Source organism: Alteromonas sp. P256 (assembly GCF_036864455.1).
In the GTDB taxonomy this organism is placed as follows: domain Bacteria; phylum Pseudomonadota; class Gammaproteobacteria; order Enterobacterales; family Alteromonadaceae; genus Alteromonas.
The window spans coordinates 421,451-436,134 of sequence record NZ_JAZETM010000002.1; the positions used below are offsets into that span (position 1 = coordinate 421,451).

General features: G+C 45.0%; 10 protein-coding genes. 7 read left to right on the top strand and 3 right to left on the bottom strand.

The window, feature by feature from the left end; genetic code table 11:
• Positions 1-32: 32 nt before the first annotated feature.
• Positions 33-731 (top strand): lipoprotein-releasing ABC transporter ATP-binding protein LolD, encoded by a 699-nt coding sequence (gene lolD / locus V7R39_RS05175; RefSeq protein ID WP_334028875.1) that lies wholly within the window; start codon positions 33-35, stop codon positions 729-731.
• Positions 731-1,957: a lipoprotein-releasing ABC transporter permease subunit gene (locus tag V7R39_RS05180; protein WP_334028878.1), complete on the top strand. Its 1,227-nt coding sequence runs from the start codon at positions 731-733 to the stop codon at positions 1,955-1,957. Before lolD ends, V7R39_RS05180 begins: the two co-directional genes overlap by 1 nt.
• A gap of 296 nt (positions 1,958-2,253) precedes the next feature.
• On the opposite strand, the gene V7R39_RS05185 is transcribed toward V7R39_RS05180, so the two are convergent.
• A complete protein-coding gene (locus tag V7R39_RS05185) occupies positions 2,254-3,603 on the bottom strand; it encodes a dicarboxylate/amino acid:cation symporter (protein ID WP_334028880.1) in 1,350 nt (449 codons plus the stop codon).
• Positions 3,604-3,718: 115 nt separating this feature from the next.
• Here V7R39_RS05185 and V7R39_RS05190 point away from each other — a divergent pair, with 115 nt between their 5' ends.
• Complete coding sequence (locus tag V7R39_RS05190) at positions 3,719-6,268, top strand: Ig-like domain-containing protein (RefSeq protein ID WP_334028882.1); 2,550 nt, start codon at positions 3,719-3,721, stop codon at positions 6,266-6,268.
• Positions 6,269-6,378: 110 nt separating this feature from the next.
• On the opposite strand, the gene astB is transcribed toward V7R39_RS05190, so the two are convergent.
• Entirely contained in the window at positions 6,379-7,719 is a 1,341-nt protein-coding gene (astB, locus tag V7R39_RS05195) for an N-succinylarginine dihydrolase (RefSeq protein WP_334028884.1), read from the bottom strand.
• A 378-nt stretch (positions 7,720-8,097) separates the two neighbouring features.
• Between astB and topA the strand changes: the two genes are divergently transcribed.
• From topA to V7R39_RS05210, 3 genes are read left to right on the top strand one after another with little or no spacing between them, the layout of a single operon-like run.
• Complete coding sequence (gene topA, locus V7R39_RS05200; protein ID WP_334028887.1) at positions 8,098-10,773, top strand: type I DNA topoisomerase; 2,676 nt, start codon at positions 8,098-8,100, stop codon at positions 10,771-10,773.
• 23 nt (positions 10,774-10,796) lie between these two features.
• Positions 10,797-11,336, top strand: coding sequence for a DUF2058 domain-containing protein (locus V7R39_RS05205; protein WP_334028889.1), 540 nt, complete (start codon positions 10,797-10,799; stop codon positions 11,334-11,336).
• Between the two features lie 8 nt (positions 11,337-11,344).
• Positions 11,345-11,794 carry a GNAT family N-acetyltransferase gene (locus V7R39_RS05210; protein WP_334028891.1) on the top strand — a complete coding sequence of 150 codons (450 nt, stop codon included), beginning with the start codon at positions 11,345-11,347 and terminating at the stop codon, positions 11,792-11,794.
• Between the two features lie 78 nt (positions 11,795-11,872).
• On the opposite strand, the gene V7R39_RS05215 is transcribed toward V7R39_RS05210, so the two are convergent.
• Entirely contained in the window at positions 11,873-12,766 is an 894-nt protein-coding gene (locus V7R39_RS05215; RefSeq protein ID WP_334028893.1) for an AraC family transcriptional regulator, read from the bottom strand.
• Between the two features lie 219 nt (positions 12,767-12,985).
• Here V7R39_RS05215 and exaC point away from each other — a divergent pair, with 219 nt between their 5' ends.
• Positions 12,986-14,506 (top strand): acetaldehyde dehydrogenase ExaC, encoded by a 1,521-nt coding sequence (gene exaC / locus V7R39_RS05220; RefSeq protein WP_334028895.1) that lies wholly within the window; start codon positions 12,986-12,988, stop codon positions 14,504-14,506.
• Positions 14,507-14,684 lie beyond the last annotated feature (178 nt).

Below are 14,684 nucleotides of genomic sequence, written 5' to 3' on the forward strand. Positions count from 1 at the left end.
CGCACACAGATAAATAGAGAAGAAAAAACCGCATGCAGGACGTGCTTTGTTGCCACAACATTCATAAAAGTTATCACGACGGCAGTAATGAAACTCCCGTTCTTCAAGACATATCACTTTCAATTAAAGCCGGTGAGCATGTTGCCATTTTAGGTAGCTCAGGCTCAGGCAAAAGTACCTTGCTTCACTTGCTTGGTGGGCTCGATAAGCCAAGCAGTGGGGAAGTACAGTTTAAAGGCAAAACCTTATCCTCCCTAAACGCGAATACTCTTGCTGCGTTACGCAACGAAGAGATGGGGTTCATTTACCAGTTTCATCACTTACTTGGTGAATTTTCGGCACTAGAAAATGTGGCTATGCCTCTTAGAATTAGAGGGCTTTCAGTAAAGGCTGCTCAAGATAAAGCCAAAGCTATGCTTGAAGAAGTGGGCTTATCACATCGCATCTCGCATCTACCTGCGGCCCTTTCTGGTGGTGAACGTCAGCGGGTTGCAATTGCCCGAGCGCTTGTAACCGAGCCTTCCGTTGTACTGGCCGATGAGCCCACCGGTAATTTAGACGATAGCACGGGCGAGCAAATATATAAGCTGCTTACCTCATTAAGTGAGAAAAAGCACACCGCATTTGTGGTGGTAACGCACGATCTAGCGTTAGCAAACAGAATGGATAGAGTGCTTCGCATAAAAGATGGAAAGCTGGTTCAGTCTGGTGCTGTTAGGATTCAGTCATAATGTTCGCATTAGAACTTGCAAGGCAGTTTCGTAAAACGCGCTCCCAACAGCGCTTCATTTCTTTTATTTCCATGTCGTCAACGGTAGGCATAGCTCTGGGTTGTTTTGTACTTATATTGCTATTAAGCGTTATGAACGGATTTGAAAAAGAGCTCACTAATAGAATACTCAGTGTTATTCCCCACGGAGAGCTTTACAGCGTTGATGAGAGAGGTATCGACAATCTTGACGCCCAGCGCTATCGATTAGAGCAAGACGTAAGAATAGCGCGCGTCACGCCCTATACAAAGCTAACAGGAATGTTGCAGTACAAGGGTGAATTAAAAGCGATAGAGCTCACCGGCATTATTGCCGCAGACAACCAGCAGTATTTTGAAAATAGGGTGTCACAGTCTCAGTGGTTATCTTTTCAAGCCAACGATAAAGGGGTATTAATTGGTCAAGGTATTGCCGAAAAGCTTGGTGTGCAGCCAGGCGATGCCGTGCAGGTATTAGTTCCTGTAGCAACGAATGACCTAACTTTCAAAGCGCCCAAAACAATTACCCTGACGGTGAGTGGGTTCTTATCCATAGGTGGAGAATTGGACAATCTAGTAGGGTTAATGCACCTTGATATGGCATCGAATGCAGCCGAAATAACGTCAAAGGCTCAGGGCATGCAATTCACGTTTTACGATGCGTACTCTGCCAATGAGATTATGCGAGAGATAGGCTATAGCTATCCACAAGCCGTGTATATGTCCGATTGGACTCGTACTCAGGGTCACCTGTACAACGATATTCAACTTGTAAGAGCAGTGGTATACATTGCCCTTGTGCTTGTTATTGGTGTTGCCTGCTTTAATATCGTGTCCTCTTTGGTGATGGCAGTAAGAGAAAAACAAGCCGCCATTGCAATCTTAAAGACAATGGGCGCTACAGATTCACTGATACGCACTATTTTTATCTTACAAGGGATCATTAATGGGGTAGTGGGTATTACAGCGGGTGTTTTACTGGCGTTGTTAGTCGCACCTAACGTGTCTGCAATCGTGCTGTTTACAGAAAACGCTTTAGGTATTGAGGTGCTTTCAGGCGATATTTACTTTATTGACTTTTTACCGTCTGAGCTACACTGGGGAGACGTTGGCATAACAATCGCTGTGGCATTAACGTTATGTGTGTTGGCAACCTTGTACCCAGCCCATAAGGCGGTAAAAATATCACCTTCCTCAGCGCTTCATTGATTGCCTGTACGTTAATATGAGCATTAAAATGAACGTTTATGATCGCTAGTACGACTGCTGAAGTGTTATTAGTTGCCGGCATTATGATTATGTAGTGATGAAGGCATTATGGTTGGTGTTGAAGTGGGTACATTTTGATGAATGAAAGCCCAACAAAAAAGGTAGCGTATAAGCTACCTTTTTATATGCGGGGGGCTCGTTTAAAATACGTTGACATAAAGAGGACGTCTTTATGATGATGCTTTCCGACGTTATCTGACGACCTCTCTATGGCGTCAGCTTATGACACCAGTTTGTCATTCATTGTTTCGGTCGAAGTGCTCAAAGTCTACGTCTTCTTGTTTTTCACCTGCGTTAGGGTCGTTAAATATATCCTCATCTAACGCGCCTTCGCTTTTAGCAACAACACAGGACACCATGCAATCGCCAGTAATGTTAACGGCAGTACGGGTCATATCAAGTAGTCTGTCAACACCGATAATAAGGGCAATTCCCTCAACGGGTAAGTTGACTTGCTGAAGAACCATTGCAAGCATAATGAGACCAACACCTGGCACGCCTGCAGTACCGATTGACGCCAGTGTGGCGGTTAACACAACCATCATGTAATCGCCTAAGCTTAAATCGACAGCGTAAACCTGAGCGATAAATACCGTGGCAACACCCTGCATAATAGCGGTGCCGTCCATATTAATGGTTGCGCCTAAAGGCAAGGTAAATGAAGACACCGAGTTACCCACCCCAAGCTTGTTCTTCGCCGTTTCCATAGTTACAGGCAGCGTTGCACTGCTGCTTGATGTACTAAAGGCGAACAGGGCAGCATCGCGCATTTTCTTAAGTAATATAAGTGGGTTTAGTCCAGCAAGTACCTTGAGCAGTACAGAGTAGGTCACTAAACCGTGAAGAATAAGCACACCAAATACCAAGAAAAAGTACTTAGCAAGGCTGAGAATGGTATCGCCGCCAATGGTTGAGAACAGTTTTGCCATCAACACATACACACCATAGGGTGCTAGGTTCATAATAATAGTCACCAAGCGCATTATTACGGTGTTGATATCTTCAAAAATCGCGGTAAGTCGTTTACCAGCATTCCCCGTCATTGCCATTGCTATACCAAATAGCACTGCAAAAACAATTATTTGCAGCATATTCCCTTGTGCCATAGAATTGATAGGATTACTGGGGAACATGTTGACGATAACGTCTGACAGGCTCGGCGCTTCTTTTGCCTGGAACGTGGTTTCAGTCGTTAAATTTAGCCCGTCGCCTGGTGCAACAATTAGCGCTATACTCATAGCCAGTGTGATGGCGATAGCAGTTGTGACAACATACATGCCAACAGATTTTGCGCCTAATCGGCCCAACTTACTAGGGTCTGACAAGGTGCTTGTTCCACATATTAGTGAAACGAATACCAATGGCACCACCAGCATTTTTAAGCTGGCAATGAATATTTGGCCTAAAGTTGAAAATATACCTTCTACAAGAATGTTATACGTAGAGAGTTCTAAACCGAATATCGAAAATGTGAAATCTCCGCTATCATCAAACAATAATTGGAGTAACACGCCTGTCAAGATACCGGTTGCCATGCCGATAAAGATGCGAGCGGTTAAACTATACTTGTGTGCAGATTGAGACATGAAAGTTCCCTGTGCATTATTATATTTTTTAGTCTCACGTAGTGTGCCAGATTCATTTGATTTTTAAACATAAAAAACGACGCAATTGCCATTAATAGAGGTTCAGGAACGAATTATGCGGACATTAGCGAAGACGCTAAGCTTATTTAGCGCAATATTTATGCTAACAGCATGTGGGGGAGGCGGTTCCGTCTCTAGAGACGACACGGACAATGGTGCTGGAAATGGCAACGGTGGCACTACTACACCGACCTATACGGTGTCTCTTGCCCTTGAAAATGACAATGGTGAAGGCGATAACAATTTATCAGAAAACAACAGCCTCATCGTGGTAGCCACAGTCACCGACCAAAACGGCAATGCACTGTCTGATAGCTTAGTGACTTTTGCGCTGGACAATGCCGCGCTGGCAACCTTTGCCAATGACACAGGCACCGCCCGCACCAATGTCAGCGGGGTAGCGCGTATAGGCCTTAATGCCAGCACCGCGTCGGGCGACGGTCAAATCACCGCCAGCTTAAATACTGGGGAGACGGGAACGACGACATTTTCGGCAACAGCGGCAACAACCGGCTCAACAGAATCCTCCGTATCACTGACATTGCAAAACAGCGATGGCGAAGAAGACAATGAGCTTTCTACTAATAACGCACTTACCGCAGTTGCAACGGTGACTGACGCAGATGGGAATCCACAAGACGACGTATTGCTTACGTTCTCACTAAGCAACAGTGACCTAGCAGAGTTTTCAAATGACACGGCAACTGCGCTAACAGATGAGAACGGTATTGCATCTATTGGCATGACGGTAAGCGATCTGTCTGGCGATGGTGAAGTAACCGTTACCCTACCAACGGGTGAGTCAGGTTCTACAACCTTTAGTTCTCAAGGTCGCACTAGTGTCAGTGAAGAGCCTGCCTCGCTAGAGCTTTTTGCAGACAGTATTCAACTTGCATCAAGCGGTAGCGATGAAGTTGAGTTAATCGCATTGGTGAAAAACGAGCAAAGCGTGCTGATGGAAGGCGTTGAAGTGAGCTTTTCAGCGCCGAGCGCAGATGGCGTTGAATTACAGCTTATTCAAACTAGTACAGCGGCAGATGGTACCGCCCGTGCACTATTATCTACTCGAAACAATGCCGCTAATCGCATTGTCACGGTTTCGGCACAAGCTGGCTCTTTAAGCCCAGAAGATGTTTCTATCGAAATTGACGGAACGGAAGTCACGGTAAACGGCGCATCTTCAGTCATTTTAAACGATACAGTGAATTACACCATTCGCGTTCAAGACTCTGACGGCACATCAATACTGAATCAATCTGTTCAGCTTGAAGCCAGCGGCGGTACACTTGGCACCTCCGAGGTGAACACAGGCTCTACAGGCCAGGCAACGGTATCCTACACAGCGTCTGAGTCAGGGGAAAATACAATTACGGCGACCGCATTGAATGCCAGTGCTACGTTTACTGTGCAAGTACAGCAAGATGAATTTAATTTCGTCAATCTTCCTACTGAAGAAGTGCCTGTAGGCCAGCAGCAGTCCATTACGGTGCAGTGGCGTCAGAACAACTCACCAGTCGTTGGTGAAGACATTACGTTTAGTGCATCACGGGGCGTGATAAACGGCGCATCAACGGTGGCAACCGATGCAAACGGTGAGGCTACAATAAGCATAAGCTCAACCAATGCCGGCATATCATCTATCACAGCAACGGCGACAGACGGGAATGGCGATGTGCTTGTTTCTGCGCTCACGCAAATTGAGTTTGTTGCTACCACGCCACACACGCTAATTGCTGATGCGTCACCGGATTTATTGGGTCCAGACGGTCAAACCAGCACTATAAGCGCTGTTGTGAGAGACGTAGATGGCAATTTGGTGAAAAACAGTGTGATTAATTTCTCAGTGTCAGACGTTTCAACCGGTTTTGTTTCGCCTTCTCAGGCAACAACAGACAGTAAAGGCATTGCTACTACTGTATTTACGTCAGGGTCAGTGTCTACGCCTGACGCAGTGGTTATTACAGCATTCGTTGCTGATGATCCGGCAATAGAAGACGATGTTGTTTTAACCGTTGGAAACCGTGCTTTTGATATTTCTATCGGTACCGGTAACGAGTTGGAAGAGCCAACCTCTACCACGTACTTAAAACGCTTTAGCGTATTTGTGTCAGACTCTGTCGGTCAGCCTGTTAGCGGTGTAGAGCTAACTGCATCTGTTACCCCTGTTAAATTTGTAGATGGCGGCGAGTATCGTACCGGCTTTTGGTTTTACAACGATGACGAGTCCATTTGGCAGGCTATCGTTAATCAAAACTGTGAAACTGAAGATGTGAATGACAACGGTATTCTAGACACTACACCTCGCCTTGAAGATACCAATGGCGACGATATGTTAACGCCAGGTTCTGTTGGCACAATCACATTTGCAGTCGACTCGGTGACCGATGAGAATGGCTATGCGGAGCTAGAGTATCGTTACCCTGCAAGTTATGCGCTTTGGTACGATGCAGTGATTTCCGTGTTCGGTCAATCGACAGGTAGTGAAGCTAAGGCATCGATGCATTACACATTGAGTATCTCTGCTGATGATGTGACTGATGAAGGTTCATCTCCGCCGGCCAATCCGTTTGGCGTTACTGACCAATGTACCGAGGTGACTCCGTAACACCATTAAATTGGTGCTGAGACACGAGTTAACAGCAAAAAGCCGGCTTCATTGCCGGCTTTTTAATATACTGTGAAAGCTATCTACACCAAAGCGTGTTGAACAGGCCATTACCCCTGCTGGAACGGATATACCGAACCTATTTGAAGTAGCTGTGTAAGCTCATCAAGGGCAGTGCGCGACTCAATAAGAAGCTGCGGATCTCTTAAATCATCTTCACTTAATTCATCGCGATAATGTTTATCTACCCATGCATTTAAGTGAGCAAATTGAGTGTCGTTTATCAACGTAGACTGATTGACACCGTTCAACTCTTCTTCACTCATTGCTACGCGCAAGCGCAAACACGCGGGACCGCCACCGTTTCGCATGCTTTGCTTAACATCAAAATAGTTAACCGACTTTATGGGCGTACCCAGAGTGACAAGGTTGTCTAAATAAGCTTTAACTGACTCGTTCTCAGCACAGTCGGTAGGCGCAATAATCGTCATTTCACCATTTGGCAGGGTAATAATTTGCGTATTAAACAAATAGGTTTTCACCGCGTCTTGCACTGACACTTGTGCCGTAGGTACTTCAATGAAGTGCAGTGGCTTTTCACCAAACTTACGCTGTAATTCGGCAAACCCTTTCTCTTTTTCATGAAACGCTTGTTCATGAAAGAAGAGCACGTTTTGGTTACCTACCGCGATGACATCGTTGTGAAATACACCTTGATCGATAACGTCAGGGTTTTGCTGCATATACACAACACCTTCGTCACGCAAGCCATGTAAACGAGCTACCGCTTGGCACGCTTCAAGTGTTTGTCTAGCTGGGTATTTAGTTGGTGCAGGCTTTGTGGGGTCAAAGGCATGTCTACCGTAGACAAATAACTCAACACCTGCTTCGTGATAATCGCTGCACAAACGGGTATGGTTTGCTGCACCCTCATCGCCAAAATGCTCATTGTCAGGCAGGTGTCGGTGATGGGCAAAGTAGGTATCGTTTGCAAACGTACCGCGCAAAATATTGCCCGTAACTTGAGGTTCTAATGACCTGTGAAACTTATTTGTTAAGTTTGCAGGTGTAAAATGCACTCGTCCATCCGCTGTATCGGCGCTAGGAGACACAGTGGCGGCGTTTGCAGTCCACATGCTACTAGCAGAGCAACATGCTAAAAATATCTCGCGAGATTGCTTTGCAGCGCTTTCTAGCACTCGCGCATCTGTGCCGGTAAAGCCTAATCGACGCAGCGCGTTAATGTCAGGTCGTTCTTGCGGAGCCAACACGCCTTGCATCATTCCCATGTCCGACAGCGCTTTCGCTTTGGCCAATCCTTGTTTAGCAGCCTGCTTTGGACTACTCACTGCATTGGCATTGTTAAGAGAAGCAACATTACCGAATGATAAACCGGCATAGTTGTGGGTTGGGCCAACAAGGCCATCAAAATTCACTTCAAATTGCTTCATACTTTCCCTCTATTTGGTGTTTGGGCATTTGAACGCTACGCTGTATAGTTCTAGGCATTTAGCAAGGCGTTCAACAATCGCGCTTTTTTTTACCACCAATGCGCTTCTAACCTTTAACAGGGCGCCGTGGTGTTAGTGGAATGGCTGGCATTATACGGCTTTTAAAGGCTTTGCCAATCGCGCTGCTTACTTCTTGTACAGTTTTTGTGTGAGATTGAAGCAAGTAGAAGAATAAGTATGAAGAAGATCTTGTTTTCCATTCACTTTGTAGATATATGTTAAAAAAGAGCGGGCACCCTATATATAGTGCAAGGTTGCATCAATTTTCGGTATTTGACGTAAGAAGTCATTTAAAATCAATAGGTTTAGTTCAATTATATGGCAAAATCACTGGTCATAGTCGAGTCACCAGCCAAAGCGAAAACGATAAATAAATATCTTGGTAAAGATTTTATCGTAAAAAGTTCGGTTGGCCATGTTCGGGATCTTCCAACGAAGGCTTTAGGTAACGTAGAGCCTAAAAAACCGGCAAAAGAACTCAAAACATACAGCGACGAAGCACGTCAAGAATACCTTCGCCGCCATGAATATTTAAAACTTGTAGACAGAATGGGCGTCGACCCTGAAAAAAATTGGCATGCTCATTATCAAGTGCTGCAAGGTAAAGAAAAAGTTGTTAACGAACTAAAGAAGTTGGCTAAAGATGCCGACACCATTTACCTCGCAACGGATTTGGACCGAGAAGGAGAGGCCATTGCTTGGCATCTACAGGAATTACTCGGTAGCAAAGGCAAAACCTACCAGCGTGTGGTGTTTAACGAAATCACAAAAAATGCCATTCAAGATGCGTTCTCTTCGCCTGGTGAGCTAAATATCTCTCGTGTTAATGCGCAGCAAGCACGACGGTTTCTCGATAGAGTCGTTGGTTTCATGGTTTCGCCTCTACTTTGGAAAAAAGTAGCCCGAGGATTGTCTGCAGGCCGCGTTCAGTCTGTTGCAGTGCGTTTGGTGGTAGAGCGTGAGCGAGAGATTAAAGCGTTTGTTCCCGAAGAGTTTTGGGATATTCACGCAGACCTTACCAGCAAGGAACAGGCCGCGCTAAAAATGCTTGTGGCCAAGTACCAGGGCAGTGCATTTAAGCCAAAAAATAAAGACGATGCAGATAAGGCATTAGCCGATTTAAAAGGTGCAGATTACACCGTTGAAAGTCGTGAGTCTAAGCCTACGTCAAGCCGGCCCTCTGCGCCATTTATTACATCGACCCTTCAGCAGGCGGCGAGCACTCGTCTAGGCTTTGGCGTTAAAAAAACCATGATGATGGCTCAGCGTCTTTATGAGGCTGGATACATCACGTATATGCGTACTGACTCAACCAACTTAAGTCAAGAAGCGGTTGAAAGTGCAAGGGCGTATATTACCGATAATTTCGGTGATAAATATTTACCCGATTCTGCCATACGCTACGGCAGTAAAGAAGGTGCACAAGAAGCTCACGAAGCTATTCGTCCTTCAAACGTAACCATAAGTGCGGCAAGTCTAGGCGATATGGAGCGTGATGCTCAGCGTCTTTACGAGCTAATTTGGCGTCAATTCCTAGCCTGCCAAATGACGCCTGCTAAATACGATGCAACAACGATTAAAGTGGTTGCGGCGGATTATGAACTCACTGCAAAAGGCCGAGTGCTTAAATTTGACGGTTGGACACGTGTTCAACCTCAGTTGCGCAAAAAAGGTGACGATGAATTATTGTTACCTGACGTGCAAAAGGGCGATTCACTTACGCTAAACGAATTAGATCCAAAGCAGCATTTCACAAAGCCTGTAGCTCGTTTTAACGAAGCTTCCTTGGTAAAAGAGCTCGAAAAACGTGGCATTGGCCGTCCCTCGACTTACGCCAGTATTATCTCGACTATTCAAGATCGCGGTTATGTAAGGCTGGATAATAAACGCTTCTACGCTGAAAAAATGGGCGAGATAGTGAACGATCGTTTGATGGAAAACTTCGACGATTTAATGAGCTTCGACTTTACCGCGAACATGGAGCAGCACTTAGACGATATCGCCGAAGGCAATAAAAATTGGAAAGACGTACTTAACGACTTTTACAGTGACTTCTACGGTAAATTGTTAAACGCTGAAAAAGACCCAGAAGACGGTGGCATGCGCCTAAACCAGGCTATTCCTGCCGGCATAGAGTGTGAGAAGTGTGGCCGTGAAATGAACGTTAGGACTGCCTCCACGGGGGTCTTTTTAGGATGTTCAGGCTACAATCTGCCACCTAAAGAACGTTGTACCAACACCATGAACCTAACATCCGGTGATGAGGTGGTTAAGGTTGATGACGAGGAAGAGTTAGAAACCGAAGCACTGCGCTCTAAAAAGCGTTGCGCTAAATGCGGCACCGCCATGGACAGCTATCTTGTGGATGAGACGAGAAAGCTACACGTGTGTGGCAACACGCCTACCTGTGATGGCACTGTTGTTGAAACCGGTACCTTTAAAATAAAAGGCTACGACGGCCCTATCATTGAATGCGATAAATGCAGCAGTGATATGGAGCTGAAAAACGGTCGATTTGGCAAATATTTTGGCTGTACTAACGAAGAATGCAAAAACACCCGTAAATTGCTTCGAAATGGTGAAGCAGCTCCACCTAAAGAAGATCCGGTGGATTTACCGGAACTTCCGTGTGAGAAAACCGACGCACACTTTATGCTGCGTGATGGTGCTTCAGGTATTTTCTTAGCGGCCCATAATTTTCCTAAGTCAAGAGAGACTCGTGCGCCGAAAGTTCACGAACTTGCTCGCTTTAGAGACCGTATATCGCCTAAGTTCTATTATCTTGCCGATGCGCCAGCTAAAGATTCAGACGGAAACGAGACTATTGTTCGCTACAGTCGCAAGACTAAACAGCAATACGTAATGAGTGAGAATGCAGAGGGCAAAGCTACTGGATGGTCGGCGTGGTATGAGAACGGCAAGTGGCAAGAGCAGGCTCCGAAAAAGCCAGCGGCAAAGAAGCCAGCGGCAAAATCTAAAGCCAAAAAAAAGTAACTTTATAGGTAATTGAACGAAATATGGCCTCTTTACAAGACCAACTTTTAAAAGCGGGATTAGCCGACAAAGGCACGGCTAAAAAAGCCCGTGCTGAAAAGCGTAAAAAGCAGAAACAGAAGAAGCCAGTAGTGGATGAAGCCACTCTGGCTGCTCAAAAAGCAGCAGAAGAGAAAAAGGAACGTTCGCGAGAGCTGAACCAGCTTCAGCAAAACGAACGAGAGAAACGCTCGATTGTCGCTCAGGTCAAGCAGCTTATTGAAACCAATAAGCAAGCGCGTAAAGGCGATATGGTGCTCAATTTCACCCACGATAATGTTGTGAAACGTATGTACGTGAGTGCAGACATTCATCGCCAGGTGACAAAAGGCCGTTTAACCGTTGTGTTACTTGATGATGCGTATGAGCTAGTGCCTACGCCTGTGGCAGATAAAATAGCCCAGCGCGATGATAGCTTTATTGTTTACCGCGCCGATTTAGACAAAAGCGGCACCGACGGTAAAGATGAAGCAGAAGACGATTGGTATGCAGATTACGACATTCCTGATGATTTAACGTGGTAAATGGTTTGGTGATTACTTGGAAACTGTGTTCGTTCAATGAATTAACGACTAATCAACTCTTCGACTTGTTAAAGTTGAGAGTTGATGTGTTTGTGGTTGAGCAAACGTGTCCGTACCCTGAACTTGACGAAAAAGACAGGCACCCTGACACTAGGCACCTCATGGGGTTTGTTGATGGCGTCCTAGTCGCTTGTGCGAGATTGCTGTCTAAGGGTGTTAGCTTTCCGTCAGTCAGTATTGGGCGAATTGCAACGCATAAAGACGTTCGCGGTAAAGGGGCAGGTAAAACGTTAGTGAGTAAAGCGATAGCAGAGTGCGAAATGCTGTGGCCTAATGAAGCCATTGAAATAGGCGCACAAGAGTATCTTTTGTCTTTTTATGAAAGCTTTGGTTTTGTTTCTTCATCGCCCATGTATTTGGAAGATGATATCCCTCATGTAGATATGAAAAAAGCGTAAATTACCCTCAGTCGGTCAACTCATTCAATCTCTTGATTCATTCAACCCTTTTATTCTATTCACTTTTTTCAACACGCCCTAGTGTCGGCATTCCCGTGGGGAAATGCCAAAAGCTTGTTTGAATAAGCGGCTAAAGTGGCTTGCGCTATTAAAGCCTAAATCAAAGCACACGCTGCTAATTGCCTTGCCTTTTAATAGTTGAGAGCGCGCTTTTTGTAATCTCAACTGCCTTTGAAACAAAGCCGGTGTAGTGCCAAAGGCCAGTCTAAACTGCTGATAAAACTTACTTCGACTCATACACGCTATTTTACACAACTCATTGATATCCAGTTCTTCTGCTAAATGGCTTTCTATGTATTCAATCGCGTTACTTATTTTCCCTTTAAGCTGCAGTGTCTGTGAGCTAGCAAGCAGCAAATCACGGCTTTGTTGCTGAAGCAAACGAGTGATCAGTTCATTCAGTGATAAATCAATTAAATAGTGACGCTCTGCGCCCTGTTCACTGAATAAATACACCATTCGCTCTAGAAGCTGTTGGGTTTGAGTATTGTGCTTTGTATGCACTAAATCTGGTGTGTATTGAAATAACCCTTCTGACGCTATTCTCTGCTGCATATTAAGCGCCTCAGATACCGCGCTAATCTTGTCTTTACTTATTTCAACCGCAAGGCATGTGGTGGGGGTATTTATCGAGGCTTGGGGGAAGTCAATCAGCACCGTCTGTTTTGGTGCAATGACAAAAGACTCGTGAGGTAAAAAAGCGTTGTGATACTGACTACTATCCACATGCATAATTTTTTTGCCAGACAGCATGGCGCAAAAAAGAAGTTCATCCGAGTGTAGCGCCACTTTTTGAGCGCTTTCGTAGGTATCGTAAATACTCAGTTCACTGTTGTCGGCAGCAAACGTCACCTTATTTTCAATCAATACATCAAGCTGTCGACGCTTTTTATCTAATCTAGGTGTGTGCATCTTAAACCTTTACTTTTTCCTGTACTTTTTTGTACTGCTTACTCTTGTACTTTTTATTCTGGAATTACAGACAAGTTTCTTGGACAGCAAATCAAGAGAACGCCAATTTGTTAGTCTAATGTAAAGCAACGGTAAATATAAAGCATGTTTTTTCGTCGATTGTTACGACTAAAAGCGATAGCAATTTACCCCTTTAAACAACAAAAAGAGAGTAAAGATATGATTTATGCAAATCCTGGAAGCGATGGTGCCCTCGTAAACTTTAAATCTGAGTATGGGAATTACATTGGAGGAGAGTGGGTCAAGCCGGTCAATGGGAACTATTTTGACAATATTAGCCCAGTTAATGGCAAGGTATTCTGTAAAATACCCCGTTCAGATAGTGCAGATATTAACCTTGCGCTGGATAAAGCCCATGCCGTGAAAGCTGAGTGGGGAACGACCTCGGTTACTGAGCGCAGTAATATCCTTCTTAAAATTGCAGATCGCATTGATGAAAACCTCGAGCTACTTGCTGTTGCCGATTCATGGGATAACGGAAAAGCAGTACGAGAAACCCTCGCTGCAGATATTCCTCTAGCAGCAGATCACTTTAGATATTTTGCTGGCTGCTTGCGTTCACAAGATGGCTCTATTGGTGAAATTGATGAAACAACAGTTGCCTATCATTTTCACGAGCCACTGGGTGTGGTTGGGCAAATTATTCCTTGGAATTTTCCTATTCTAATGGCCGCTTGGAAATTAGCGCCTGCACTAGCCGCGGGGAATTGCGTTGTGCTTAAGCCTGCCGAGCAAACGCCTGCATCTATCTTAGTGTTAGCCGAAATAGTGGGTGATTTACTCCCGCCGGGAGTACTCAACATTGTCAATGGGTTTGGCAAAGAAGCTGGAGAAGCGTTAGCAACCAGTAAACGTATTGCCAAAATTGCCTTTACTGGCTCTACCCCTGTTGGCTCCCATATTCTGAAATGTGCAGCAGATAATATTATTCCCTCTACCGTAGAGCTTGGCGGTAAGTCACCTAATATTTTCTTCAACGATGTTATGGACCACGATGATGCGTTTCTTTCAAAAGCAATAGAAGGAGCTGTACTCGCGTATTTTAACCAAGGGGAAGTGTGTACCTGTCCATCTCGCTTATTCATCCAAGAGGATATATACGATAAGTTTATGGAGAAAATTCTAGAGCGTACGGCTCAAATTATACGCGGTAACCCTCTTGATACCGAAACCATGGTTGGTGCTCAGGCGTCGGAGGCCCAGTTTAATAAAATCTTGAATTATATTGATATCGGCAAAAAAGAAGGCGCAGAAGTGCTTACTGGCGGCAATATAGAGCAGTTAACTGACGAACTCAACGGCGGCTTTTATATTCAGCCAACGCTGTTGAAAGGCACCAACGATATGCGAGTATTTCAAGAGGAAATTTTTGGCCCCGTAATTTCTATGTCTACATTTAAAGACGAAGCTGAAGCGCTTAAATTGGCCAATAGCTCCGAATTCGGTTTAGGTGCTGGCGTGTGGAGTCGAAATATAAATTTGGCCTATCGCATGGGACGCAAAATAGAAGCGGGTAGGGTATGGACTAACTGTTACCACATGTATCCAGCCCATGCCGCTTTTGGAGGATATAAAAAATCAGGTATTGGCCGAGAGACACACAAGCTAGCACTTAGTCACTATCAGCAAACCAAAAACCTGTTAGTCAGTTATAGCGAGGATCCACTAGGATTCTTTTAGTTAGCCGGTAGAAGGTTGAAAGTATTTGTGGCGAAAGTAGAAGGACAGAGTTAGAAGGACAGAGTTAGAAGAGCAGAGGGTTTTTAATCTTCTGTTCATCTACTTTTAATGAAGCGTAAAAGGTTTCGTTATAATTTTTCTCTACCATACAAAGGGTAGCACGTGCGGTTGCCCTGTT